Source organism: Gilliamella sp. B2889 (genome assembly GCF_026536885.1).
GTDB classification, from domain to species: domain Bacteria; phylum Pseudomonadota; class Gammaproteobacteria; order Enterobacterales; family Orbaceae; genus Gilliamella; species Gilliamella apicola_E.
In genome coordinates this window covers 236,060-259,945 of sequence record NZ_JAFNNF010000001.1, presented here as the reverse complement: position 1 = coordinate 259,945, position 23,886 = coordinate 236,060, and the positions used below count along the sequence as shown (strand labels likewise).

The window sequence follows — 23,886 nt, the reverse complement described above, 5'->3', positions numbered from 1 at the left end:
AGATAGTAAGCGTATTTTGTTCTATTTTTGCCAGCAGACAAAAAAAAATTATTATATTTAAGGAAATTAAGGAAAACTAATGAAAAAAGTACAATTTGTTGTATTAACAACATTATTATCGACGACGGCTTACGCTAATAATTGCGCGACCTATTATGAACAAAACAATTTTGATCAAGCGTTTATTGCTTGTAACACTGAGGCTGATCAAGGAGATAGGGAAGCTCAGTATAATTTAGCACTTATATATGACGAACGTATAGGTGCCGACAATAAAGAAAAAGCACTCTATTGGTTCACAAAAGCAGCGGAACAAGGATTTCTTGAGGCGCAATATCAGTTAGCACTTATGTATGTTGACGATAACGGTATTGAAGTCAATAAAGAAAAATCGCTATATTGGCTCACTCAAGCAGCAGAACATGGGTTTGATAAGGCGGAAAATGATTTAGCGCTTCTTTATTATAGAGGTGACGGTGTCGAAAAAAATAAAGAAAAAGCCCTCTATTGGTTTACTAAAGCAATGGAACATGGGCTTAGTGAGGCGCAATATCATTTAGCACGTATGTATGAAATAGGAGATGGTGTCGAAGTCGATAAAGAAAAAGCCCTCTATTTGTACACTCAAGCAGCGGAACTGGGGTATGAATTTGCGCAATTTGAGTTAGCATATATGTATGACCAAGGTAAGGGTGTCGAAAAAAATAAAGAAAAAGCAGCATATTGGTACTCTAAAGTTGAAGAAGTGGAAGAAGGACTTGCTGCTGGAGAATATGAGTTAGCTCTTATGTATGACCAAGGTATAGATGTCGAAATCAATAAAGAAAAAGCGCTATATTGGTACACCAAATTAGCGGAAGGAAAGGATATTTCTGCGCAATTAGAGTTAGCATATAGGTATGACCAAGGTGAGGGTATCGAAGTCAATAAAGAAAAAGCACGATATTGGTACTCTCGAGCTAAAGCTCAAGGAGAAAGACAAGAATATGGGGTTGTTGAAGCGCAATCTGATTTGGCACATATGTATGCCGAAGGCAATAGGGTCAAACCTAATAAAAGTAAAGCATTATATTGGTACACAAAAGTCGCTGAACTATGGGATGGTGATGCGCAAGAAGAGCATACTGCTGCGCAATATGAGTTAGCACGTATGTATGACCAAGGTGACGGTATCGAATCCGATAAAGAAAAAGCATTATATTGGTATAAAAAAGCAGCAGATAATGGTAACACTCAAGCAATACATCAGTTAGGCGTTATGTATTATAAAGGTGATGGTATTGAAAAAAATAGCGAGTTAGCTAAAAAGTATTTTGAACAAGCTTGTGAGCTAAAATTTAAAGAAAGTTGCGATATCCTTCACAAAGGAATCAAATAAACATTATTCATAAGTCAGGCAAATTAGAAACATGTTAAAAGAACTGCCTCACATATTAAGGCAGTTCTTTTTTTATATAGACTCAAAATGTTATTTATTCTGTTAACACAATCACTTTTTTGATATAAATTAGCTTAACAGTGACATTTTAATACGGCTCAATATATTGGGTTGGAGTGTTAGTCATTTTATCAACTGCATATACCGATAAGCGATTTAAAAGTACATTGTTAACGAGTAATAGATAGTAAGCGTATTTTTGTTCTATTTTTGCCAGCAGACAAAATAAAAAAATTATTATATTTAAGGAAATTAAGGAAAACTAATGAAAAAAGTACAATTTGTTGTATTAACAGCATTATTATCGACGACAGCTTACGCTAATAATTGCGCTACCTATTTCGAACAAAAAGCTTTTGATAAAGCTTTTATTGCTTGTAACACTGAGGCTGAGCAGGGGGATAAAGATGCTCAGTTTAATTTAGCATTTATGTATTACAACGGCTACGGTGTCGAAGAAAATACAGAAAAAGCACTAAATTGGCTTACTCAGGCAGCGGAACAAGGGGTTTCTGTTGCGCAATATGGTTTATCACGCATGTATGAAGAAGGTGAGGGAGTCGAAGTCGATAAAGAACAAGCACTCTATTGGCTCACTCAAGCAGCGGAAGCCGGATCTGTTCAAGCGCAATATGATTTATCCAGAAGGTTTGAACGTGAAAAATGGCTCACTAAAGCAGCAGAGCAAGGATTTGTTGTTGCTCAATATGATTTAGGGCAACATGGTAATAAAGAAAAATCGCTATATTGGTATACTAAAGCTGAGCAACAGGGGCTTATTTCTGCACAAATTGGATTAGCAAACATTTATAACTATGGGCTCGGTGTCGAAGTCAATCAAGAAAAAGCGGTGTATTGGTATACAAAAGCTGCGGAACGAGGGGATGGTTGGGCGCAATTCGAGTTAGCAAAGAGATATGATAAAGGAGACAGTGTTGAGGTCAATAAAGAGAAAGCAGTATATTGGTACACGAAAGCAGTAAAAAAAGGATTTGTTGAGGCGCAGTATTATTTAGCAGTTTTGAATAATGAAAGTGACGATGTTATAGCAGAACTACGTAAGAGGTTACCTAGAAAAAACGATGTACCAGAATATGGAATTGCTCAAGCGCAATATGATTTAGCAGAAATGTATGACAAAGGTGACGGTCTCGAAGTTAATAAAGATAAAACGGTATATTGGCTCAGTAACGTAATGAAAAAAGAGCTTAGTCAAACACAATATCGTTTAGCACATATGTATGACAAAGGATACGAGATCGAAGTCGATAAAGAAAAAGCACTATTTTGGTATAAAAAATCTGTAGATAATGGTAACACTGAAGCAATGCATGATTTGGGCGTTATGTATTATAAAGGTGATGGTATTGAAAAAAATAGCGAGTTAGCTAAAAAGTATTTTGAACAAGCTTGTGAGCTAAAATTTAAAGAAAGTTGCGATATCCTTCACAAAGGAATCAAATAAACATTATTCATAAGTCAGGCAAATTTGAAATCTGTTTAAAGAACTGTCTTACATATTAAGGCAGTTCTTTTTTTATACAGCATCAAAATATCATTTATTCTGTTAACACAATTACTTTTTTGATATAAATTAGTCTAACATTGACATTTTAATACGGCTCAAGATATTTGGTTGACGTGTTAGTCATTTTATCAACTCCATATACCGATAAGCAATTTAAAAGTACATTGTTAACAAGTAATAGATAGTAAACGTATTTTTGTTCTTTTCTTGCCAGCAGGCAAAATAAAAAAACTATTATTATTTTTAGGAATTTAAGGAAAACTAATGAAAAAAGTACTATTTGTTGTATTAACAGCATTATTATCGACGACGGCTTACGCTAATAATTGCGTTACCTATTTTGAACAAAAAGCTTTTGATAAAGCTTTTATTGCTTGTAACACTGAGGCTGAGCAGGGAGATAAAGATGCTCAGTTTAATTTAGCATTTATGTATTACAACGGTTACGGTGTCGAAGAAAATACTGAAAAAGCACTATATTGGCTTACTCAGGCAGCGGAACAAGGGGTTTCTATTGCGCAATATGGTTTATCACGCATGTATGAAGAAGGTGAGGGAGTCGAGGAAAACAAAGAAAAAGCACTCTATTGGCTCACTCAAGCAGCGGAAGCCGGATCTGTTCAAGCGCAATATGATTTATCCAATAGGTTTGAACGTGAAAAATGGCTCACTAAAGCAGCAGAGCAAGGATTTATTGTTGCTCAATATGAATTAGGGCGGTCGTTCGATTTCGATAAAAATAGAAAAAAAGTGCTCTATTGGTACACTAAAGCTACTAAACAAGGGTTTGTTTATGCGGAGCACAGTGGTTTAACCTGGATGCTTGATCATGAAGGAAATAAAGAAAAAGCGCTATATTGGTATATGTTGTATTAACAGCATTATTATCGACCACGGCTTACGCTAATAATTGCGCTACCTATTTCGAACAAAAAGCTTTTGATAAAGCTTTTATTGCTTGTAACACTGAGGCTGAGCAGGGAGATAAAGATGCTCAGTTTAATTTAGCATTTATGTATTAGAACGGCGACGGCGTCGAAGAAAATACTGAAAAAACGCTATATTGGCTTACTCAGGCAGCGGAACAAGGGGGTTCTATTGCGCAATATGGTTTATCACGCATGTATGACGAAGGTGAGGGCGTCAAAGTTGATAAAAAAAGCATTATATTGGTACACAAAAGCAGCAGATAATGGTGACACTCAAGCAATGCATAATTTAGGTGTTATGTATTATAAAGGTGATGGAATTGAAAAAAATAGTGATTTAGCTAAAAAGTATTTTGAACAAGCTTGTGAGCTAAAATTTAAAGAAAGTTGCTATATCCTTCATAAAGGAATGAAATAAACATTATTTCTATATAAGGAGATATATGGTGTTGATATCTCGCCAGTGATGATTTTTAAACTGACGGAATAAGTAAAAGAGCATGTGATAGAGTGGCAGAATTCTCTACTTGATAATTTTTATTCAATTGTTTATTTGGACTGCTTAGTGGTCAAAGTGAAATAAGATAAAAAGTATCATCAATAAATCGGTCTTTTTTGCGCTAGCCATCAATTTAGAAACCAAATATCAACTTTTTGGCTAGGCTCAGAATCAAAGAGCCAAATTATGGATACTCATAGTTTCATTTACGTTATGAGTATCCTCAAAAAATAAAAAAATTATTAGAATAAAATTCTATTTATCTATAGAAGGATCTATAAACTTATCAAAATATTTATATAAAGGTAAATAGTCAAAATATAATATTGTAAATATACTTTTATCCTTTTTTTGTGTTTCTTCTGATATCTTCTATTTTTAATCTAATAATACCTGTGTGACAAAACAGCCACATAATTTTCATGCTAAACAATGAAAAAGATCATTTTATTATTAAGTAAAATCATTATTAAGGCCGTATCTTAATAAGTATGTATTTTTGAAAGTAATGATTACTTTAATCATCAATAAATTTTAAATATTTCATATTTGTGAGCAAGATCAAATTATTTAATCAAAAAATTAAGTGTCAATAAAAAATGAACGTTATATATTTGTTTTGTATATCTTTATTTTACTAAAATTTTATACTAAATAATTATCAAGAGGACTTATTTATGGCTTTAATTCCGGTTATTCCCGTCGAACTAACTGATAATCTTGCTCAAGATAAATCATTAGTGATCAAATTAATGGCAGAAAACAGTAACGAGTATTTAAACAATGTCACACAATTTTTCCAAGATGTTATGAATCATGAAAAAGAAATGGATACAGATGTACTAACAGATATTGCTTTGCCTCATGCTAAAAGTAGCGCAGTAAAAACACCATTTATTGTTGTCGGTAAGTATAATCCAGGAGTAATTTGGAATAATGAAAATAAAGTTAAGTTAGTGGTAATGATTGGCGCTCCACAAAATGCGGATAAAGAGCATTTGACAATAATTGCTAAATTGGCATCTAATTTGGCTGATGATGATTTTATTGAAGAACTGTTAAATAGTGATATTCAAACTGTAGCAAAATTAATTCGAGGTTTATATGAGTAAAGAATCGCTAAAAAATAAAAAAATTGTAGCCATATGTGCCTGTACAGCGGGTATGGCTCATACTTATATTGCTAAACAAAAAATTGAAAATGAAGCTAAAAAGCGAGGATGGGATTGTAAGGTCGAAACACAAGGCGCAGCAGGGATTGATAATGTTTTAACAGAACAAGATTTAAAAAGTGCTGATGTGATTTTGTTAGCAACAGATATTTCTATTGATAATGCTGAAAGGTTAGAACCTTTTAAAAATGTGATTAAGGTCAGCACCGGTGAAGCGGTTAAAAACACGGTTAATATTTTTAACAATGCTGAAGCACTATCATCTAAAAAAGAAGTTAAGGAGAGTATTGGAAAAGAAATATTTAGGTCATTAAATACCGGTATCAGTAAATTTTTACCAGTTATTATTGCTTCAGGTATTCTTTTTTCAATAGTGTTAATGACAGGTCATGTAACTGGTGACACTATTTTACCAAGTAATCAATTCTTTGCCGATTTACAGCAAGTTGCGTTTTATGGCTTTGCAATGATGGTACCTGTGCTTGCGGCATATATGGCTTATTCGATTGGTGGTAATGCCGCCTTAGCTCCAGCATTTATTATGGGATATGTAGTAAATAATCCAATTGGTGCTAATCATGTAAGTACAGGCTTTATTGGTGCTATGATTTTCGGTGTTTTAATTGGTTATTTTGTAAAATGGTTTAAAACAGTTAAAGTCCATCCAGTTATTGCCTCTGTTATGCCTGTTATGATTATTCCAACTGTGACCTTATTAGTTATGGCTCCTATTTATATTTATGGCTTGTCATATCCGCTAGATTGGTTTGTAAAAGCGATGGTCGAAACTTTAAAAGGCATGTCTGAAGTTAACGCGGCATTTTTAGGTATAGGAATTGGTGTTCTTGCAGCGCTAGATATGGGCGGACCATGTAGTAAAGCAGCTACAGCCTTTACATTAGCAGCTATGGCAGAAGGTGTTTACGGTCCTAATGGTGTATTTCGTATGTGCTGTGCAATTCCTCCTTTAGGATTGGCTATTTCTTCTTTGATTGTGTCTCGCTCTAAATATACTAAGGAAGAAAAAGAGTTTGGTATTACTGCGTTCTTTTTATCCCTAGCTGGTATTACAGAAGGGGCGATTCCATTTGCGGCTAAAGATCCAAAACGCGTTATTATTGCAATCGTTGTTGGTACAGCAGTTGCGGGAATGCTAGGCATGATTAATGGTATTGATTCATTAGTTGCATTTGGTGGTTTAGTTGCGTTAGGTGGTGTAACCAAAGGTGCATTATGGTATGTCATTGATATGTTTATCGGAGCATTTATTATTGCTGCGATTTTACATTTTTCTCGAAAACCAGCAGTGGAAGGCGATGTTATTGTTGATGCTGATTAATCATTGAAAAATTACCCCGACTAATAGGCGGGGTAATAAATTTTTTAACGATTATTAGGCGTGTTGATAAACTGTTTTCCCTCCGACAATCGTCGTTAATACTTTGACATTTTGAATATCCGTTGCCGGAATGGTAAATGGATTACGATCTAAAATAATTAAATCTGCAAATTTTCCTTTTTCGATAGAGCCTATATAATCATCTTGTTTTAACACATAAGCGGCGCCAATTGTTGCACAGCGTAGGACTTCGGTCGCTGTTAAATTGCGGTCACTATTTAAACGAGGGTGCTGTGCATCAATTTGTCTGGTCATGGCGATTTGGAAATCATACCATTCATTAAGTGGATCAATTGGCCAATCGCTACCAAACGCACAAGTGACTCCAGCATCTATATACTGACCGTGGGCTTCTAAACCATTATAGCGTTCGGCACCAAATAAGGTTTCGTATTGTTCTACCATTGCTGAGCTACAGCCAGCCCATTGGAATGAAAATACTACACTGGTTTTCAATTGTTTATAACGAGCAAATTGATGCATTGCACTGAGTTCATTATGTGCAGTACTTGGACGAATATCCGCATCTGGTAGTGTTTTTCGCATTTTTTCAATCGCGTTAAGAACAACTTCAATTGCTCCTTCGCCAACAGTATGCATGTGAGGATGAAATCCAGCTTTAGATGATTCGAGTATTAATGCATCTAACATCTCTGTTGAATAATATAGATCACCAAGGCGATCTTTTTCATTTTCTAACTGATAAGGTTTTAGTAAGCGAGCTGTCATTAATGGTGCTTGCATCACTCCATCGACAAATAATTTGGTATGCGATACTTTTATACCTGGTTTAGGTTGCCAGTTTTTATCATCATAACGCTTAGCAAATTGTTTAACGCGATCAATAACAGCAGGAATATCTTCAATAGAACCGACATCATCAGGTGGTAATTCACGTGCACCAAATAAACGTATTGAGAGCTGATCTTGTTGTTGTAATTTTAGAAATGCATCGGCTTGTGTTTCAGTGATGCGTGCATCCATAACTGACGTTACACCTTGCTTATTTAATTCAGTTTGTGATAATTTAGCTATGTTTACTGCTTGTTCATCGGTAATTTTAGAGATGCTGTCAAATGCGCGCATAGCAGGGGCATCTTCTAATATACCGTTTAATTCGCCATCTTCAGTGCGTCCAATTTTTCCATCAGAAGGCTCTGGCGTATTACGATCAAGTCCAAATTTTTCTAAAGCAATACTATTTGCAACAAGCGTATGACAATCATTTGAAAACAGAATTACGGGGCGCGTGGTATTAAGTTTATCAAGATCAAAGCGGGTAATGTCGGTTCCGATTGGTAACACTTCTTGGCGCAACCAGCCACGAACTTGTAACCAATTTTTACTATTGTCTGCGGAATCATTATCTAAATATTCTTGAATAATGGCTAAGGTAGTATCAACAGTTAAACTTTGATAATTTAAATTACATGATGATAATTGCATACCGCCCCAAAAGGTATGTAGATGAGCATCAATTATGCCAGGCATCATTGTTTTACCTAATAGATCATGAATTATTGTACAATTATCAACATATTGGGAGTTATTTATCTCTTGTGTGGTACCAGTTGCAACAATATAGCCATTTTTAATTGCAAGCGCTTCACAAACGGTATCATGCTCGTCAGCAGTGTAAATGTAACTATTAATATAAATAACATCGGCTTTTGCCATTATTTGTAATTCCTTAAGTAGAAGTTCAAAATGATAGGCGAACGATAGCAGATTTATAAAAAATTTGTCAAATGCAATAATTTTCTTTATTGTGTGTCAAGATTATGCTACAACTAACATATTTAGTTACAGCGTCACAAGGTGAGCTTATGAAATATCAACAATTAGAAAACCTTGAATGCGGTTGGAAGTGGCACTATTTAGTAAAAAGACATTTAGAAGGGGAGCCTATCACTCGTTATGTTGAAAAGAGTGCAGCTCAACAAGCCGTAAATGAACTATTGTTATTAGAACATAAACCGACAGCCGTCGTTGATTGGATTAAGCAGCATTTAAATCCCGATTTAGATAACCGCATGAAGCAAACCATTCGGGCGCGACGAAAACGACATTTTAATGCCGAGCAGCAAAATACACGTAAAAAGTCTATTGATTTAGAATTTCTAGTCTGGCAAAGATTAGCTAATTTAGCTAAACGCCGGGGATGTACGTTGTCACAAACAATTACACAATTAATTGAAGATGCAGAGCAAAAAGAGCAGTATGCAAGTAAAGTGTCGACAATTAAAGATGATTTACTGTCATTACTTGATGTTAATTTAGACAGTAAATAACTTAAACTACAGGATAAATAGGTTTAATTATGGGAAAATCCCTTGTTATTGTGGAATCACCAGCAAAAGCAAAAACAATTAATAAATATCTTGGTAAAGATTTCGTGGTTAAATCAAGCGTGGGGCATATTCGAGATCTTCCAGTTAGTGGTAGTAGCCACCGCAATGAAAAAACCAGCAAAGATAAAGCCGAGAAGAAAGTAAAACGATCTGAAAAGCAGATCTTAGTCGATCGTATGAGTGTCGATCCTTATAATGGTTGGAAGGCTCATTATGAAATTTTACCCGGTAAAGAGCGGGTAGTTGATGAGCTTAAAAAGTTAGCCAAAGATGCGGATATGATTTATCTCGCAACCGACTTGGATAGAGAAGGGGAAGCCATCGCGTGGCATCTAAAAGATGTTATTGGTGGTGATGATGATAAATATCGACGTGTTGTATTTAACGAAATCACTAAAACTGCGATTCAAAATGCGTTTAAGCATCCTGCTATGCTTGATATGGATCGTGTTAATGCTCAGCAGGCACGCCGATTTATGGACCGCGTAGTTGGTTTTATGGTGTCGCCATTACTTTGGAAAAAAGTAGCAAGAGGTTTGTCAGCTGGTCGAGTCCAATCCGTTGCGGTACGATTAGTTGTTGAACGTGAACGTGAAATCCATGCCTTTATTCCTGAAGAGTATTGGGAGCTCTATGCTGACTTAAAAACAGCTAATCAAGAAAAACTAACGATGCAAGTTACGCATTATAAAGATGATGCGTTTGAACCGAAAGATCGAGTTGCTATTGATATTGCTTTAGCAGAGCTAAATAATAAACAATATCAAGTAACTAATATTGAAGAAAAGCCAACTAAAAGTAATCCAACTGCGCCATTTATTACGTCGACTTTACAACAAGCTGCAAGTACTCGCCTTGGCTTCGGGGTGAAAAAGACAATGATGTTAGCACAGCGTTTATACGAGGCAGGTTATATTACTTATATGCGTACCGACTCTACAAATTTGAGTCAAGACGCATTAACGATGGTCCGAGATTATATTGGTGAAAATTATGGTGATAAATATCTACCAAAATCACCGAATGTTTATACCAGTAAGAAAAACTCACAAGAAGCGCACGAAGCTATTCGTCCTTCTGATGTTAATATACAAGCTACAAGTCTGAGTGATGTTGAGGTTGATGCTGTTAAGTTATATCAACTAATTTGGCGTCAATTTGTTGCTTGTCAAATGACATCAGCTGAATATAACTCAATTACTGTTACTGTTAAAGCTGGGGATTTTACTTTAAAAGCAAAAGGTCGTACTTTACGTTTTGATGGTTGGACAAAAGTACAATCTCAGTTGAGTAAAAACAATGAAGATAAAATGTTACCCGCTGTATCTGTCAAAGATATTTTAGAGTTACTTAGCTTAAATCCAGATCAACACTTTACTAAACCACCTGCTCGTTACAATGAAGCTTCTTTAGTAAAAGAGTTGGAAAAACGAGAAATTGGTCGCCCTTCTACTTATGCAACGATCATTTCAACTATTCAAGATCGTGGATATGTACGATTAGATAATCGTCGTTTCTACGCAGAAAAAATTGGTGAAATTGTTACCGATAGATTAAGTGAAAATTTTAATGATCTTATGAGTTATGATTTTACCGCTCGTATGGAACATGCACTTGATGAGATCGCTAATAAAAAACAAGAATGGCGCGAAGTTTTAGATCAATTTTTTGAAGATTTTAGCCAGCATCTTGAAATCGCTGAACAAGATCCAGATCATGGTGGAATGCAATTAAATCCTTTAGTTTTAACACCAGAAATTAAATGTCCTAATTGTGGTCGTGAAATGGGGATTAAAACTGCAGGAACCGGCGTGTTTTTAGCTTGTTCTGGTTATGCATTACCGCCAAAAGAGCGTTGTAAGCAGACAATTAACTTAATTCCAGAACATGAAACCTTAAACATTTTGGAAGAAGCTGAAACAGCTGAAACCAATGCTTTAAGAGCACTTAAGCGTTGCCCTAAATGTCATACCGCTATGGATAGTTATCTGCTTGATAATGAGCGTAAGCTACATATTTGTGGTAATAATCCTATTTGTGATGGTTCTTTGGTTGAAAAGGGTACATTTAAAGTAAAAAGTTATGATGGGCCCATTATCGAATGTGAAAAATGTGGATCAGAAATGCACCTTAAATCAGGTCGTTTTGGACTCTATATGGGCTGTACTAATCAAGATTGTAAAAATACACGTAAAATCTTGAAAAATGGTGATGTGGCTCCTCCTAAAGAAGATCCAGTTGATTTGCCTGAATTACAATGTACTAAATCAGATGCACATTTTGTCCTTAGAGATGGTGCATCAGGTATATTTTTAGCAGCGCATAATTTCCCAAAATCACGGGAAACTCGTGCACCATTAGTTGAAGAGTTACAACGCTTTAAATATCGTTTACCAGAAAAATTTATTTATTTAACTGAAGCACCAAGCCATGATCCAAATGGTAATCCAAGTATTGTTCGTTATAGCCGAAAGAATAAAGAACAGTATGTTACTTCTGAAGTTAACGGCAAATCTACTGGTTGGGTCATGCAATATGTTCATGGTAAATGGGTTAATAGTAAAAAATAGGTAATAACACTTAATCATTTTATAAAGAATAGCTCAGGTTCAGTAGCTGTTTAATATAAAAAGCCGTTTATGTGGTAAGGTGTGAAGGGAATTACCTTAATAAACCCCTTTCCTCAAGTTTTTTTTGAGAAAAGGGAAAGGTATATAGTTAAAGGAGCCTTTGTCATGAAGTTGCAACAGCTGCGTTATATTGTTGAGGTTGTTAATAATGATCTCAATGTATCGCTTACTTCTGAAAAACTTTATACCTCTCAACCTGGAATAAGTAAGCAGATTAAATTATTGGAAGATGAGCTAAATGTACAAATCTTTACCCGTGTAGGTAAACATCTTTCAGAAGTTACACCAGTTGGTGAACAGATTATAGCTTTAGCCCGTGAAATTTTAAATAAAGCACAAGATATTAAAATTTTAGCTAAAGAGTTTAGTCAACCAAATCAAGGCTCATTAACGATAACAACCACTTATACTCAAGCTCGTTATACTTTACCTCTTGTTATCCAACAATTTATGCAACAGTACCCGAGTATCACTCTTCATATGGAACAAGGGTCATCTCCTCAATGCCTGATGCAAGTACAAACTGGACAAGCTGATTTTGCTATCGTGACCGATTTATCAGATCTTAGTGATGATATGATTGCATTACCTTGTTATCATTGGAACCAAGCTGTCATTGTCATGAAAGATCACCCTTTAGCTAAAAGCAGTTTAGTTACAATTGATGAGCTATCTAAATATCCATTAGTTAGTTATGATTTTTCTAATGATGGTTCCGATCTTAATCAGGCATTTATTAAAGCTAATCAAGTCCCAAATATTGTATTTAGCACTACTGATGCTGATTTGATTAAAACCTATGTCAAATTAGGTGTTGGTGTTGGTATTGTGGCTAAAATGGCGGTTGATGAAAGTTCAGATTGTGAATTTGTGGTGCTAAATGCCGGCCATATATTCCCTTACAGTACAACTTATATCGTCTTCGCACGATCTTTGTTCTTGCGTAATTATATGTATGATTTTATTAGTCAATTTTCTCCACATTTAAATAGACAAACTATAGATAAAATTAGTCTTTGTGAAAACAATGTAGCAGTGCAAGCTATGTTTAATGGAGTTAAATTACCTGTTAGATAAACCGATAGGTCATTTTGAAATGTATTTTAAGAAACCAAGCTCAAAGATTGTGCCTCGCTTGGTTTCTTTTTAATATTATTTATGTCTAGCTTTTAAAATGCCAATCACATCTTGGAGTGATAGATTTTGATCCTGTAGTAAGACTAATAGATGGTAAATCAAATCTGCCGATTCATTTTTCAATTCTTCTTTATCTCGTACAGTGGCAGCAAGGGCGGTTTCTACACCTTCTTCTCCGACTTTCTGAGCAATACGCTTAGTACCATCATGATAGAGTTTTGCAGTATAAGAGGTGTTAGGATCAGCTTGCTTACGAGAGCCAAGTAATTGTTCTAAATCGTATAGAAAGCCCCATTCAGTTTTAGAATTCTTAAAGCAGCTGTTTGTTCCAGTATGACAAGTTGGTCCAATCGGATTGACTAAAATTAACAGCGTATCGTTATCACAATCGGTTGAGATATTAACCACGTTTAAAAAGTTGCCTGAGGTTTCGCCTTTGGTCCATAAACGTTGTTTAGTTCGAGAATAAAACGTTACTTTTCCGCTATTTAGGGTTTGAGCTAAAGCTTCCTGATTCATATAACCCAGCATGAGCACTTCACCAGAAATATAATGCTGAATAATAACTGGCATTAAATTATCGACTTTTTGCCAATCAAGTGATTTTGTATCTATCTGTATTTGGGAATGTTGAGTTAACATAATCGTATTTCTACTCCATGTTGAGCTAAATATTGTTTAAGTTCGCCAATATTAATAATTTGTTTATGAAAGACTGAAGCCGCTAAAGCACCATCAACATTAGTTTCTTTAAAAGCTTGTAAAAAATGCTCCATAGTACCCGCACCGCCAGAAGCAATCAGTGGTACTTGGCAAACTTCTCTAATCGTTTTAAGTTGCTTAAGATCATAACCATTACGAACACCATCTTGGTTCATCATATTCAATACAATTTCACCGGCACCTCGCTTTTGGACCTCTTGAACCCAATCAATTGTATTCCATTTGGTGGCTACAGTTCGCTTTTCATCACCGGTAAATTGATAAACGTGATAACTATCTGAATCTTTATCATACCAAGAATCAATCCCTACCACGATACATTGCACACCAAAGCAATCAGCTAATTGAGTAATCAAGTTTGGGTTAGCTAAAGCAGGGGAGTTAATTGAAATTTTATCTGCTCCATAAGTTAAAATCTGCCCAGCATCTTCAACCGTTTTTATACCACCAGCAACACAAAAGGGTATGTCAATAACTTGAGCAACTTTAGCCACCCAACTTTTATCAACCACACGCCCATCAGATGAAGCAGTGATATCATAGAAAACCAGTTCATCTGCACCTTCTTCCGCATAGCGTTTAGCTAATGGTACAATATCACCAATGATTTCGTGATTACGGAATTGCACGCCTTTAACAACTTGACCATTACGAACGTCCAAGCAAGGTATTATCCTTTTTGCCAACATGAAATTGCCTCCTGAACTGTAAATTTACCTTCTAGTAATGCCCGACCCACAATGACACCAGCAACACCACTGTCTTTTAAGTCCTTTACATCGTTCAACTGTCCGATTCCACCAGAAGCTTGAAAATCAATAGTTGGGTATTTTTTGCTAATTTCTTGATATAAGCTTATGTTAGAACCAGTTAATGTACCATCTTTTGAAATGTCAGTACAAAGGACATGTTTTAAGCCATAAGGTAAGTAATCCTCAATTACTTGTTCTAAAGTTTGCTTAGAATCTTCTTGCCAGCCATGAATAGCGACATTTTTATTGCCATATTTGTCAATACGAACATCCAATGCTAATACCAAAGATTCAGGTCCATAATTTTCAAACCATTTTTTTACTAATTTGGGATCTTTAATTGCAGTTGAACCGATAACAACTCGTGTTGCACCAGCAGAGAGAAGGGCTTTAACATCATCTTCACTGCGAATTCCTCCTCCAACTTGTACTGGAACTTGGACACCATTAATCAGTGTTTTAATTAATGTGATTTGCCGAGCTTTTGGATCTTTAGCACCTGTTAAATCAACTAAATGTAGTAATTTAGCTCCTTGCTTCTGATAGTCTTGTAATCGAGCTAAAGGATCATTACCATAATCACGTTTTTGTTCATAATCACCCTGGTGTAATCGAACCACAGTGCCATCAATTAAATCTAGAGCAGGAATAATAATAGGGTAAACTGCCATTTTTACATCTCCAAAAAGTTCTTTAGTAATTTTGCACCGGCTGAGCCAGAACGCTCTGGATGAAATTGCACACCGTAAAAGTTGTCTTTTTGTACGGCAGCTGTAAAGCTTTCGCCGTAATTGGTTTCTGCGATAGTTGATGAGCATAATGGTAAGGCGTATCCATGTACAAAGTAAAAATAAGCACCATTAGGAATATCTCGGAATAAATGGTGGCCAGCTTTAGGGTTAACTTGATTCCACCCCATATGCGGTAGTGGTAGTCCACAATCAGGAATTTCAGAGACTTTTTCGTGAATGATACCTAACGTATGGACATGCCCTTCATTACTATAATCGGCCAAAAGTTGCATACCAAGGCAGATGCCTAATACAGGTTGGGTGCAAACTTTTATCAGCTCGATTAAATTCCGTTCTTTTAATTTTTTCATTGCTGCAGATGCGGAACCCACACCCGGTAAAAAGAGTTTATCCGACTCAAGCACAATATCAGGCTCAAGACTAATAATTGGATTATAGCCTAGTCGTTGTATTGCGTATTTTACTGATGAAAGATTTGCACAGCCTGTATCGAGAATGACAATTTTCATCTATAGCACTCCTTTCGAACTAGGTAATCTATCACTTTCAATTTTAATTGCTTGTTTAAGTGTTCGAGCAAACGCTTTAAATAAGCTCTCGATTCTATGATGATCATTATTTCCTGATGTTTCAATATGTAAGGTGATCCCCATAGCATAAGTTAAAGAGTAGAAGAAATGCTCTACCATTTGTGTACTCATATCTCCAACTTTAGGATCACTAAATTGTGCCGAAAATACAAGGTAAGGCCGACCAGAAATATCTATTGCACATTTTGCTAAACATTCATCCATTGGAATAACTGATGCATAGCGTGTGATTCCACGTTTATCGCCAAGAGCTTGTTTTAGCGCTTCACCTAAAGCAAGGCCAGTATCTTCAATGGTGTGATGATCATCAACATGAAGATCACCTTCAACTTGGATATTGAGTTTAATGCCACCATGAGTAGCAATTTGATCGAGCATATGGTCAAAAAAACCAATACCAGTATTAATTTGGCTACCACCTTGTCTATCTAACCAAACCTCAACTAAAATCTTAGTCTCTTTGGTGTTTCTTTCGACTTTTGCATAACGATCTGCTGTGGTTAAACGTTGGGCTATTTCGTTCCAATTAAGATTCACTGGATCATAACGTAACCCTTTTATTTGCATATTTTCTGCAAGCTGGATATCAGTGACCCTGTCACCAATTACATAGCTATTTTGTTTGTCTAAGTTGCCATTCATTAAATAAGGAAGCACCAGTTTTAGTTTAGGTTTACGACACTCACAATTGTCCTCAGGAAAATGTGGACAAATTAAAACTTCTTCAAATCTGACGCCTTGTGATTCAAATATTTGCATCATTAAGTTATGAGGGCCATCAAATTTGGCTTGTGGATAGCTGCTGGTGCCTAAACCATCTTGATTGGTCACCATAACTAATTTATAACCAGCAGCTTGTAATTTAAGTAATGCGGGTATCACATTAGGTTCAAATTCAAGTTTTTCGAAACTATCAACTTGAAAATCGATAGGAGGTTCAACAATTAATGTTCCGTCACGATCGATAAATAAATATTTTTGTAACATACTTGCTCCTATAATATGGCTTTAAGTGCTGTTATTACTGCTTCACATTCAGCTTGAGTACCAATCGAAATTCGAACAAAACCATCTTGACCAATTGATTTACTTTGGTCACGCAATATAATGCCTTCATTCCAAAGTTTATGAAATACATCCTTATTACTCTGAAATTTAACACATAAATAATTTGATTCACTAGGATAAACTTTTTCGACTATAGGCAGTGCTGAAAGATGCTTAGCCAGCTTTTCTTTTTGATTATTCAGATTGATGACATGCAATCTCATCGTATTAATACCGTCTTTACTCAATGCCTGAGTGGCAATGTCAGCTACAGGTGTAGCTAATGGATATGGAGCGATCACTTTTTGTAACGCGTCGATTACTGGCTTATTAGCTAAAGTAAATCCACAACGTAAACCGGCAAGTGCAAATGCTTTTGATAAGGTGCGTAAAATCACTAAGTGAGGAAAGTCTTTAAGCCAACTGACTACTGTTGAATTAGGCGAAAACTCAATATAAGCCTCATCAATCACAACTAGCGCTCGATCTTCGGCTATATTAAGTAATGTTTTAATATCATCTTGATTGATTAAATTACCAGTGGGATTATTTGGTGAACAAACATAGATTAATTTAACACTATCAATATTTTGCTTAATTCCTTCAAGATCAAGTTGCCAATCTGATTTGGTCGGTACAGTTTTAGTTTTTATTCCTAAAGTTTCAGCACTGACTTGATACATACCATAAGTTGGTGGACAGTAAAGTATTGTATCTGTATCAGGCTCACAAAAAGCACGCATTAATAGCTCTATCGCTTCGTCAGCACCGCGGCTAACTATCACTTGATCAGGTCGAACTCCTGCATACTGCGCATAACCATTTATAACATGTTCAGGCTGTGCTTCTGGATAACGGTTTAATGTTTGTTCTGTTAACTGATAATTGGGGGCAACAGGGTATTCATTGGCATTTAACCACACGTCACCTTTACCACCAATACGTCTGGCTGATTGATAAGGTGTCAACTTTTGTACGTTTTTTCTGACTAATTGATTAATATCCATTTTATCCACCTATTATTTATTATCAGCATTAAGTTTAGCTAAGCGAATCGTTACCGCATTTTTGTGTGCAGTCAGTTGCTCAGCTTGTGCCATTAGCTCAACTGCTGTACCTATCGCTTTCAATCCATCAGGCGTTAATTTTTGTACAGTCATCCGTTTTTGAAAATCTGGTAACCCGAGGCTTGAATAAGTTGAGGTATAACCATAAGTAGGTAATACATGATTTGTACCTGATGCATAATCGCCAGCCGATTCTGGTGACCAATCACCGATAAATATTGAACCGGCACTATTAATTTTATCAACCAGTTGATCCGCATTTTTAGTTTGAATAATTAAATGCTCAGGCCCATAACGATTGCTGATATCTACACATTCTTCTAAATCTTTGGTTACTATAAGTCGGCTTTCTTTCAACGCTTTTTCAGCAATATCTTGGCGCGAAAGTTGCGTAAGTTGTTTATCAACTTCAATCGAAACTTCCTGTGCAATCTTCTCATCAGGAGTAAGTAGTACCACTTGTGAATCCGGTCCATGTTCAGCTTGAGAAAGTAAATCAGCAGCTATAAAAGATGGATTAGCAGAACTATCGGCGATGACCAATACTTCAGAAGGGCCTGCTGGCATATCAATAGCTGCGCCATCAAAACGTTGGCTTACTTGACGTTTGGCTTCAGTAACATAAGCATTACCCGGGCCAAATATTTTATCGACTTTTGGAACTGATTCGGTACCTAATGCCATTGCAGCAATCGCTTGTGCTCCCCCTAATTGATAGATTTCTGTTACACCGCAAAGTTCAGCTGCATACAAAATTTCATCAGCAATTGGGGGAGGTGAGCATAAAATCACTTTACGACAACCAGCAATTTTAGCTGGGATAGCGAGCATTAAAACAGTCGATAATAAAGGAGCAGAACCTCCTGGTATATAGAGACCAACAGAATCAATAGGTCTAGTTACTGACTGGCATTTAATACCAGGCATAGTTTCAACTGTTATGGTCTGTCTTACTTGTGCCTGATGAAATTTTTCAATATTGCTTACAGCCAATTGCATTGCCTGTTTTAAATCCCATTTAACACGACTAGTTGCTGTTTTTATCTCATCTTCCGTTAATTTAATTTGATTGGTTTGAGTTTTATCATATTTATTACTCAATGCTTTGAGGGCTAGGTCACCATTTTGTTTAACTTGTGTCAAAATATCCTTAACCACTTGGCTAATAGAATCTGAGGCAGCAATTGCCGGGCGAGTTAATAATTCTGCTTGCTGTTCTTTAGAACAATTTTGCCAATAAGAAAGCTTCATTTGATTACTCCATCATTTTTTCAATTGGTAATACAAGGATTGAACTAGCACCTAATGCTTTTAGTTTTTCCATGGTTTCCCAGAATAATGACTCAGTACTAACCATGTGTAATGCTACCCGATTTTGTTCACCGGTTAATGGTAAAATAGTTGGATTTTCTGCACCAGGTAATAGCGAAACAACTTGATCTAAAACTGCTGTTGGAGCGTGAAGCATAATATATTTAGATTCACGAGCTTGAATTACACCTTGAATTCGAGTCATCACTTTATCGATTAGGGCTTGTTTAGTGCAGGACATTTCACCTTCACGTTGAATTAAGCATGCTTTAGATTTATAAATGACTTCTATTTCTTGTAAACCATTGGCCTCAAGAGTTGCACCACTTGATACCAAATCACAAATTACATCAGCTAAACCAGCTCGAGGAGCCACTTCAACAGAACCATTAAGCAAACAAGTTTTAAAACTTACATTATATTGAGAGAGATAACGGCGGAGTAGGTGAGGATAAGTTGTTGCTACACGCAAATTATTTAAGCACTCGGGACCTGTATAGTTAAAGTCACGAGGGGCGGCAATAGATAAACGACATCCTCCAAAATCAAGTCTACGTAATTTTTTATATTGTGGATTATAACCTTCAGCTTGCCTATCTAGAACTTCTTCTTCTAAAACATTTTCGCCTACAATACCAATATCAACTACGCCATCAATCACAAGGCCTGGTATATCGTCATCACGAACGCGTAAAATATCAATTGGCATATTTTCAGCGAAAGCAATTAGACGTTGCTCTTGTAGATTAATTTTGATACCACACTGAGCTAGTAATTTTTTTGACTCATCACTTAAACGTCCTGATTTTTGCATTGCTATACGTAAACGTGAATTATCCAACATGTTATTCTCCCTAAATAAAATTATTAACCACAAACAAAAAACCCTCGGAAGTTTGATCTTCCGAGGGTTCTCTATTTGCTTTTGCGAAATCACCGGAAGACCATTTGTCTTCCAGCACCAATCGCCCGAAGACTATTCAGGAATGATGGTGATGATGGTGTTTAGTCATACAAAAACAATTCATAAAAATTAAAACCTTTAAATTTAACTGTTGTACAAAATATAACAGAAACGATTAATGAGCAATAGCTTTTTGTTAATTTATTGAAATAAATTGTAAGCAAGCGATTATTATTAACCATAATGACTTATCAAATATAAATATTTAATCATTTATTTTTACGATTAATTATAAGATTTGTTTTAACTTATGGCTGACTTTATAACGACTATAATCAGCAATTTTATTTAAGAAGTTCTCTAGACTATTATTTTCAAAGTGGCAGACAATCATATAACAACCATCACCAGTAATTTTGTAAAATTCGGAAACCTCATCAAAAGATTTTACTAACTTTTCAAACGATTCAAATTGATTTGAATTCATATAAATAGTAATAAATTGTAATTGAGATTTTTGCTCTTTAATGGTGAATTTTTCGATAATATGATTATTTAATAACTCTTGCACACGTTGACCAACTGCTTGGCTTGACAAGAATACCTTCTCTCCAATCTCTCGCCAAGATTGACGACTATTCTCTTTTAACTCATTTAATATAGCGCGATCTTTTTTATCCATATTTTCATTTTGAAAGCGAACTGCTGTTAATTCCTTCAATTTACTATGTTATTTAAAAGTTAATACCTGCAGAATAATAACATAAAACATTATAAAGGAGAGCAAAATGACGCAAGCATTAATAATTATTGATGTGCAAAATGATTATTTCCCTGAGGGAAAATACCCATTAAATAATACCGAACAGACGTTGAAATATATTTTAAAGTTACAAAATTATTTCCGTCAAAAGCAATTGCCGATTATTTATATACAGCACGTTAATCAAGATGTTAATGCCGCTTTTTTTGTAAAAAATAGCGACGGAAGTCAGTTACATTCTAAATTACTTCCTCTTGAAGAGCATAATGAATTTATTGTTCAAAAAGCATATCCAAATAGCTTTTACCAAACTCATTTACAACAGAAGTTAGAGCAATTAGGTATATCACAATTAGTGATTTGTGGAATGATGAGTCACATGTGTGTTGATTCCACTACACGCTGCGCATTTGAACTAAATTATCAACCAATTTTGATTCATGATGCTTGTACTACTCGTGATCTTAACTTTAATGACAATATAATTGCTTCACAAATAGTTCATGATAGTTTTATGTCTGCATTAATGCGATTTGCAACAGTAAAGAAGTGTGAATCATTTATACAAAAAATTTAATGAAGTGAAATAAATAAAACACTATTTTAAACTTTAATAATTGAAGTAAATATTCTTATTTTTGACATTAATATTTATCTGTGATAATACTGGCTAATTAAAAATAATTTAATATTAATTAGTATTTTATAGGTGTTTTACATGTTTCAATCCATTGATGTGCATCATGTAGCAAGAGAGGTTATTATATTATTATTCTTGTTGCCAATCTTTTATTTCTTTTATGTTTTTTCATTCATAACTATCTTTGTAAGAATGAATCGAATTATTAGAGCAATTCTAGCAACTATAATTTTGGCTTTAACTGTTTATATTTTAATCAATGCTAATTTGGAGTTTTTTATATTTTTTCTTTCAGCCATTGTTTTTCCGCTAATAATTCGTTTTTGCCAATCAGAAACAAAAAAATATTTTGGTTCAAGAAATAAATTAGCTTCTCTATTCAGTTATATATTATTACCATTATTTTGTACTTTCTTTTGGCCGACTTATTTAATCATAGTACCTGGCGTGACTAAGTATTTAGAAAATAGACCAAGTAGCGAGTGCAAAAAAAATGGACGTTTAGTTGAACTGTCTAAAGATGCAATCTTACGTATTTATCCTAATTCTAAATATTCACCATTTTGGGTTATTGAAGGATATAATAGTGCTAATGTTTCAGAAAGAAAATTTTGCGAGAAGTTTTCTAATGATGTAGCTCATAAAATTGATAAAATTAGTGATATTAGAATTGACTCGAGTGATATTTGCCTTCATCCAACATCCAAAGCATTAACTGCTTATTGCAATAATATAAAAAATGAAAATTTACAATTTAACAATTTAGATATTGATTTTTTTAGAACTAATAAGAATAGCTCTGATGACAGTTCATTTAAAATATTTCAAGAAAACTTAGAGTATGCAAAAAGTAAAGAAAACTGTGATTATTGTTATAATAAATTTATAGAGAGTAATCAATTTGACAATAATATAGTTCTGTATAGATTTAAAAATAATAATATTCTAATTGTTCCCCAACCAAATTGGTTACCTATTCAATCTGAACCATTAGTAATTCAATGTTCAATTGATAAGGATTTAGGATGTCATTATATTTATGAATATAAAGGGGATTTTAAAGTATCACTTCACTATGAATTTATAAGTCATGATAATAAAGCCAATTATGGAGAGGAACCCATTTACAACCAAGAGTTCATTGATAAATATTTAGAAGGTGCTCAAAAAGCCGCTTTAGTAGTTGAAGATTTTATTGAGAGTCTAAGTGACAAGCAAGATATGGTGGATTGAGACTTTAGTTAAATAGTTTCAAATTACTTGCCGATTGATGTTAGTTTATATTTTAAGGATTGATTTCAGATAAAGCTTTCAATACTTAGATAAATTTACCCAGAATATACATATTATAGTTTTCTTATTATCAATAAATAAACAATCAAAAAATTGTTGCGTAATATGTTTAATAAAATAGATCATATAAACATAACTGGTTTAAATAAAATATAATTATTTGAATGTTAAGATAGGGAAGAGTAATAAACAATATCGATAGGAAAAATAAGCCATTATTAAAACTAGATTGAACTATTTATTTAAGCGATAAATCAAAATTAGAGGAAAGGTAACCATTTTTACCTTTCCTAGAAATTTAACATATTATGACTCGATAATTTGTGGATATTTTTTACCAGATAGAACACTAAATCTGCCGGTTCCAAGCAATGAAAGACTAAAAGCAGTTAAAGACATAAATGCTGGATATTCCCAACCACCACCTGGATTAGTAAATGACCAACCATTAGCCCAATGCACAATAGTTATTATTGCTAGTTGAAAAAAGGCAATTAATGCAACAGCGCGAGTTAGAATACCTAATAGCAACAATGCACCGCCACCAATTTCAAAAACGATTACAATATAAGAAAAGAACCCAGGAAAACCAAGAGTGTGAAAATACTCTGCGGTACCTTCTGGTGTTAGAACAAGTAATTTAGTAAAACCATGGGCTAAAAACATCATACCTAAAGCAATTCGTAATACGAAAGCAGCTACATCAGTTTGATATTCTTTCATTGTGTGTTTCCTATATTAAGTTAACAAAATAATAAAAATCTTATATATCCATTACTTATTTGAAACATAGGATACTGCATGTGAGATTTTCTCACAGTTAACAATCAATAGTAAAGGAACATTAAAAAAATTAAAGTTCTTCTTATCAATATGAATTAGTACTATTAATTGCGATAAAATAGCGGTGCGACTAATGTCGCACCGGTATTACTTACTTATTGTTGGTGTCGAATAGAAT

The 23,886-nt window shown here is 34.7% G+C and carries 23 protein-coding genes, 1 pseudogene and 1 other annotated feature; of the genes and pseudogenes, 13 read left to right on the top strand and 11 right to left on the bottom strand.

Translation table 11 applies throughout. The features are described from left to right. Positions 1-79: 79 nt before the first annotated feature. The 8 genes and pseudogenes from J3U09_RS01215 to J3U09_RS01185 all read left to right on the top strand — a co-directional run bounded on the left by J3U09_RS01215 (position 80) and on the right by J3U09_RS01185 (position 6,905). Positions 80-1,378, top strand: coding sequence for a tetratricopeptide repeat protein (locus J3U09_RS01215; protein WP_267356779.1), 1,299 nt, complete (start codon positions 80-82; stop codon positions 1,376-1,378). A 325-nt stretch (positions 1,379-1,703) separates the two neighbouring features. Next, complete coding sequence (locus J3U09_RS01210; protein ID WP_267356777.1) at positions 1,704-2,903, top strand: tetratricopeptide repeat protein; 1,200 nt, start codon at positions 1,704-1,706, stop codon at positions 2,901-2,903. Positions 2,904-3,230: 327 nt separating this feature from the next. Next, positions 3,231-3,842 carry a tetratricopeptide repeat protein gene (locus tag J3U09_RS01205; RefSeq protein ID WP_267356775.1) on the top strand — a complete coding sequence of 204 codons (612 nt, stop codon included), beginning with the start codon at positions 3,231-3,233 and terminating at the stop codon, positions 3,840-3,842. After that, positions 3,824-3,988 (top strand): hypothetical protein, encoded by a 165-nt coding sequence (locus tag J3U09_RS01200; protein ID WP_176701545.1) that lies wholly within the window; start codon positions 3,824-3,826, stop codon positions 3,986-3,988. Before J3U09_RS01205 ends, J3U09_RS01200 begins: the two co-directional genes overlap by 19 nt. 6 nt (positions 3,989-3,994) lie before the next feature. After that, positions 3,995-4,159, top strand: a pseudogene (locus tag J3U09_RS10940) (hypothetical protein); the annotation flags it as partial. Then, positions 4,116-4,313: a tetratricopeptide repeat protein gene (locus tag J3U09_RS01195; protein ID WP_267336886.1), complete on the top strand. Its 198-nt coding sequence runs from the start codon at positions 4,116-4,118 to the stop codon at positions 4,311-4,313. The pseudogene J3U09_RS10940 and the gene J3U09_RS01195, both read left to right, overlap by 44 nt. Positions 4,314-5,071: 758 nt before the next feature. Beyond that, the gene (locus J3U09_RS01190; RefSeq protein WP_267356773.1) at positions 5,072-5,506 is read left to right on the top strand and encodes a PTS sugar transporter subunit IIA; all 435 of its coding nucleotides are present in this window, start codon (positions 5,072-5,074) and stop codon (positions 5,504-5,506) included. Further along, positions 5,499-6,905, top strand: coding sequence for a PTS fructose transporter subunit IIC (locus tag J3U09_RS01185; protein WP_065563481.1), 1,407 nt, complete (start codon positions 5,499-5,501; stop codon positions 6,903-6,905). The genes J3U09_RS01190 and J3U09_RS01185 overlap by 8 nt, the downstream gene beginning before the upstream one ends. 54 nt (positions 6,906-6,959) lie before the next feature. Here J3U09_RS01185 and J3U09_RS01180 read toward each other — a convergent pair whose 3' ends face one another. After that, on the bottom strand, positions 6,960-8,642 hold the full coding sequence (locus J3U09_RS01180; protein WP_267356771.1) for an amidohydrolase: 1,683 nt from the start codon (positions 8,640-8,642) through the stop codon (positions 6,960-6,962). 149 nt (positions 8,643-8,791) lie between these two features. Here J3U09_RS01180 and matP point away from each other — a divergent pair, with 149 nt between their 5' ends. The 3 genes from matP (at position 8,792) to cysB (ending at position 13,023) form a co-directional block, all read left to right on the top strand. Further along, positions 8,792-9,256: a macrodomain Ter protein MatP gene (gene matP, locus J3U09_RS01175; RefSeq protein WP_065563479.1), complete on the top strand. Its 465-nt coding sequence runs from the start codon at positions 8,792-8,794 to the stop codon at positions 9,254-9,256. Between the two features lie 29 nt (positions 9,257-9,285). Next, positions 9,286-11,886, top strand: coding sequence for a type I DNA topoisomerase (topA, locus tag J3U09_RS01170; RefSeq protein WP_065563478.1), 2,601 nt, complete (start codon positions 9,286-9,288; stop codon positions 11,884-11,886). Positions 11,887-12,051: 165 nt separating this feature from the next. Next, complete coding sequence (gene cysB, locus J3U09_RS01165; RefSeq protein ID WP_065563477.1) at positions 12,052-13,023, top strand: HTH-type transcriptional regulator CysB; 972 nt, start codon at positions 12,052-12,054, stop codon at positions 13,021-13,023. A gap of 75 nt (positions 13,024-13,098) precedes the next feature. Here cysB and hisIE read toward each other — a convergent pair whose 3' ends face one another. From hisIE to J3U09_RS01120, 9 genes are all read right to left on the bottom strand, one after another. Next, a complete protein-coding gene (hisIE, locus tag J3U09_RS01160) occupies positions 13,099-13,725 on the bottom strand; it encodes a bifunctional phosphoribosyl-AMP cyclohydrolase/phosphoribosyl-ATP diphosphatase HisIE (protein WP_267331993.1) in 627 nt (208 codons plus the stop codon). After that, positions 13,719-14,495, bottom strand: a complete 777-nt coding sequence (hisF, locus tag J3U09_RS01155; protein WP_267356768.1) for an imidazole glycerol phosphate synthase subunit HisF — start codon at positions 14,493-14,495, stop codon at positions 13,719-13,721. Before hisF ends, hisIE begins: the two co-directional genes overlap by 7 nt. Next, positions 14,477-15,214 carry a 1-(5-phosphoribosyl)-5-[(5-phosphoribosylamino)methylideneamino]imidazole-4-carboxamide isomerase gene (gene hisA / locus J3U09_RS01150; protein WP_416380025.1) on the bottom strand — a complete coding sequence of 246 codons (738 nt, stop codon included), beginning with the start codon at positions 15,212-15,214 and terminating at the stop codon, positions 14,477-14,479. The genes hisF and hisA overlap by 19 nt, the downstream gene beginning before the upstream one ends. A gap of 17 nt (positions 15,215-15,231) precedes the next feature. Further along, positions 15,232-15,819, bottom strand: a complete 588-nt coding sequence (gene hisH, locus J3U09_RS01145; protein WP_065563474.1) for an imidazole glycerol phosphate synthase subunit HisH — start codon at positions 15,817-15,819, stop codon at positions 15,232-15,234. Continuing rightward, entirely contained in the window at positions 15,820-16,887 is a 1,068-nt protein-coding gene (gene hisB / locus J3U09_RS01140) for a bifunctional histidinol-phosphatase/imidazoleglycerol-phosphate dehydratase HisB (RefSeq protein ID WP_267330305.1), read from the bottom strand. Between the two features lie 8 nt (positions 16,888-16,895). Then, positions 16,896-17,954 carry a histidinol-phosphate transaminase gene (gene hisC, locus J3U09_RS01135; RefSeq protein ID WP_267331990.1) on the bottom strand — a complete coding sequence of 353 codons (1,059 nt, stop codon included), beginning with the start codon at positions 17,952-17,954 and terminating at the stop codon, positions 16,896-16,898. Between the two features lie 12 nt (positions 17,955-17,966). Continuing rightward, positions 17,967-19,265, bottom strand: coding sequence for a histidinol dehydrogenase (gene hisD, locus J3U09_RS01130; RefSeq protein WP_267356765.1), 1,299 nt, complete (start codon positions 19,263-19,265; stop codon positions 17,967-17,969). 4 nt (positions 19,266-19,269) lie between these two features. Further along, positions 19,270-20,169, bottom strand: coding sequence for an ATP phosphoribosyltransferase (gene hisG, locus J3U09_RS01125; protein ID WP_065563470.1), 900 nt, complete (start codon positions 20,167-20,169; stop codon positions 19,270-19,272). A 32-nt stretch (positions 20,170-20,201) separates the two neighbouring features. After that, positions 20,202-20,327 (bottom strand) — a sequence feature (His leader region). 191 nt (positions 20,328-20,518) lie between these two features. Further along, positions 20,519-20,911 carry an Lrp/AsnC family transcriptional regulator gene (locus tag J3U09_RS01120; protein WP_065563469.1) on the bottom strand — a complete coding sequence of 131 codons (393 nt, stop codon included), beginning with the start codon at positions 20,909-20,911 and terminating at the stop codon, positions 20,519-20,521. 106 nt (positions 20,912-21,017) lie between these two features. Here J3U09_RS01120 and J3U09_RS01115 point away from each other — a divergent pair, with 106 nt between their 5' ends. Together J3U09_RS01115 and J3U09_RS01110 are read left to right on the top strand one after the other, a co-directional pair. Next, positions 21,018-21,569 carry a cysteine hydrolase family protein gene (locus J3U09_RS01115; RefSeq protein ID WP_267356764.1) on the top strand — a complete coding sequence of 184 codons (552 nt, stop codon included), beginning with the start codon at positions 21,018-21,020 and terminating at the stop codon, positions 21,567-21,569. Positions 21,570-21,710: 141 nt separating this feature from the next. Next, positions 21,711-22,865: a hypothetical protein gene (locus tag J3U09_RS01110; RefSeq protein ID WP_267356762.1), complete on the top strand. Its 1,155-nt coding sequence runs from the start codon at positions 21,711-21,713 to the stop codon at positions 22,863-22,865. A gap of 366 nt (positions 22,866-23,231) precedes the next feature. On the opposite strand, the gene J3U09_RS01105 is transcribed toward J3U09_RS01110, so the two are convergent. Further along, positions 23,232-23,648 carry a DoxX family protein gene (locus J3U09_RS01105; RefSeq protein ID WP_065734870.1) on the bottom strand — a complete coding sequence of 139 codons (417 nt, stop codon included), beginning with the start codon at positions 23,646-23,648 and terminating at the stop codon, positions 23,232-23,234. Between the last annotated feature and the right edge of the window lie 238 nt (positions 23,649-23,886).

Bases quoted from the DNA above. Each gene is read 5' to 3' on its own strand.
- J3U09_RS01215 (WP_267356779.1), top strand. From the start codon at position 80: ATGAAAAAAGTACAATTTGTTGTATTAACAACATTATTATCGACGACG.
- J3U09_RS01210 (WP_267356777.1), top strand. From the start codon at position 1,704: ATGAAAAAAGTACAATTTGTTGTATTAACAGCATTATTATCGACGACA.
- J3U09_RS01205 (WP_267356775.1), top strand. From the start codon at position 3,231: ATGAAAAAAGTACTATTTGTTGTATTAACAGCATTATTATCGACGACG.
- J3U09_RS01190 (WP_267356773.1), top strand. From the start codon at position 5,072: ATGGCTTTAATTCCGGTTATTCCCGTCGAACTAACTGATAATCTTGCT.
- J3U09_RS01185 (WP_065563481.1), top strand. From the start codon at position 5,499: ATGAGTAAAGAATCGCTAAAAAATAAAAAAATTGTAGCCATATGTGCC.
- J3U09_RS01180 (WP_267356771.1), bottom strand. From the start codon at position 8,642: ATGGCAAAAGCCGATGTTATTTATATTAATAGTTACATTTACACTGCT.
- matP (WP_065563479.1), top strand. From the start codon at position 8,792: ATGAAATATCAACAATTAGAAAACCTTGAATGCGGTTGGAAGTGGCAC.
- topA (WP_065563478.1), top strand. From the start codon at position 9,286: ATGGGAAAATCCCTTGTTATTGTGGAATCACCAGCAAAAGCAAAAACA.
- cysB (WP_065563477.1), top strand. From the start codon at position 12,052: ATGAAGTTGCAACAGCTGCGTTATATTGTTGAGGTTGTTAATAATGAT.
- hisIE (WP_267331993.1), bottom strand. From the start codon at position 13,725: ATGTTAACTCAACATTCCCAAATACAGATAGATACAAAATCACTTGAT.
- hisF (WP_267356768.1), bottom strand. From the start codon at position 14,495: ATGTTGGCAAAAAGGATAATACCTTGCTTGGACGTTCGTAATGGTCAA.
- hisH (WP_065563474.1), bottom strand. From the start codon at position 15,819: ATGAAAATTGTCATTCTCGATACAGGCTGTGCAAATCTTTCATCAGTA.
- hisB (WP_267330305.1), bottom strand. From the start codon at position 16,887: ATGTTACAAAAATATTTATTTATCGATCGTGACGGAACATTAATTGTT.
- hisC (WP_267331990.1), bottom strand. From the start codon at position 17,954: ATGGATATTAATCAATTAGTCAGAAAAAACGTACAAAAGTTGACACCT.
- hisD (WP_267356765.1), bottom strand. From the start codon at position 19,265: ATGAAGCTTTCTTATTGGCAAAATTGTTCTAAAGAACAGCAAGCAGAA.
- hisG (WP_065563470.1), bottom strand. From the start codon at position 20,169: ATGTTGGATAATTCACGTTTACGTATAGCAATGCAAAAATCAGGACGT.
- J3U09_RS01120 (WP_065563469.1), bottom strand. From the start codon at position 20,911: ATGGATAAAAAAGATCGCGCTATATTAAATGAGTTAAAAGAGAATAGT.
- J3U09_RS01115 (WP_267356764.1), top strand. From the start codon at position 21,018: ATGACGCAAGCATTAATAATTATTGATGTGCAAAATGATTATTTCCCT.
- J3U09_RS01110 (WP_267356762.1), top strand. From the start codon at position 21,711: ATGTTTCAATCCATTGATGTGCATCATGTAGCAAGAGAGGTTATTATA.
- J3U09_RS01105 (WP_065734870.1), bottom strand. From the start codon at position 23,648: ATGAAAGAATATCAAACTGATGTAGCTGCTTTCGTATTACGAATTGCT.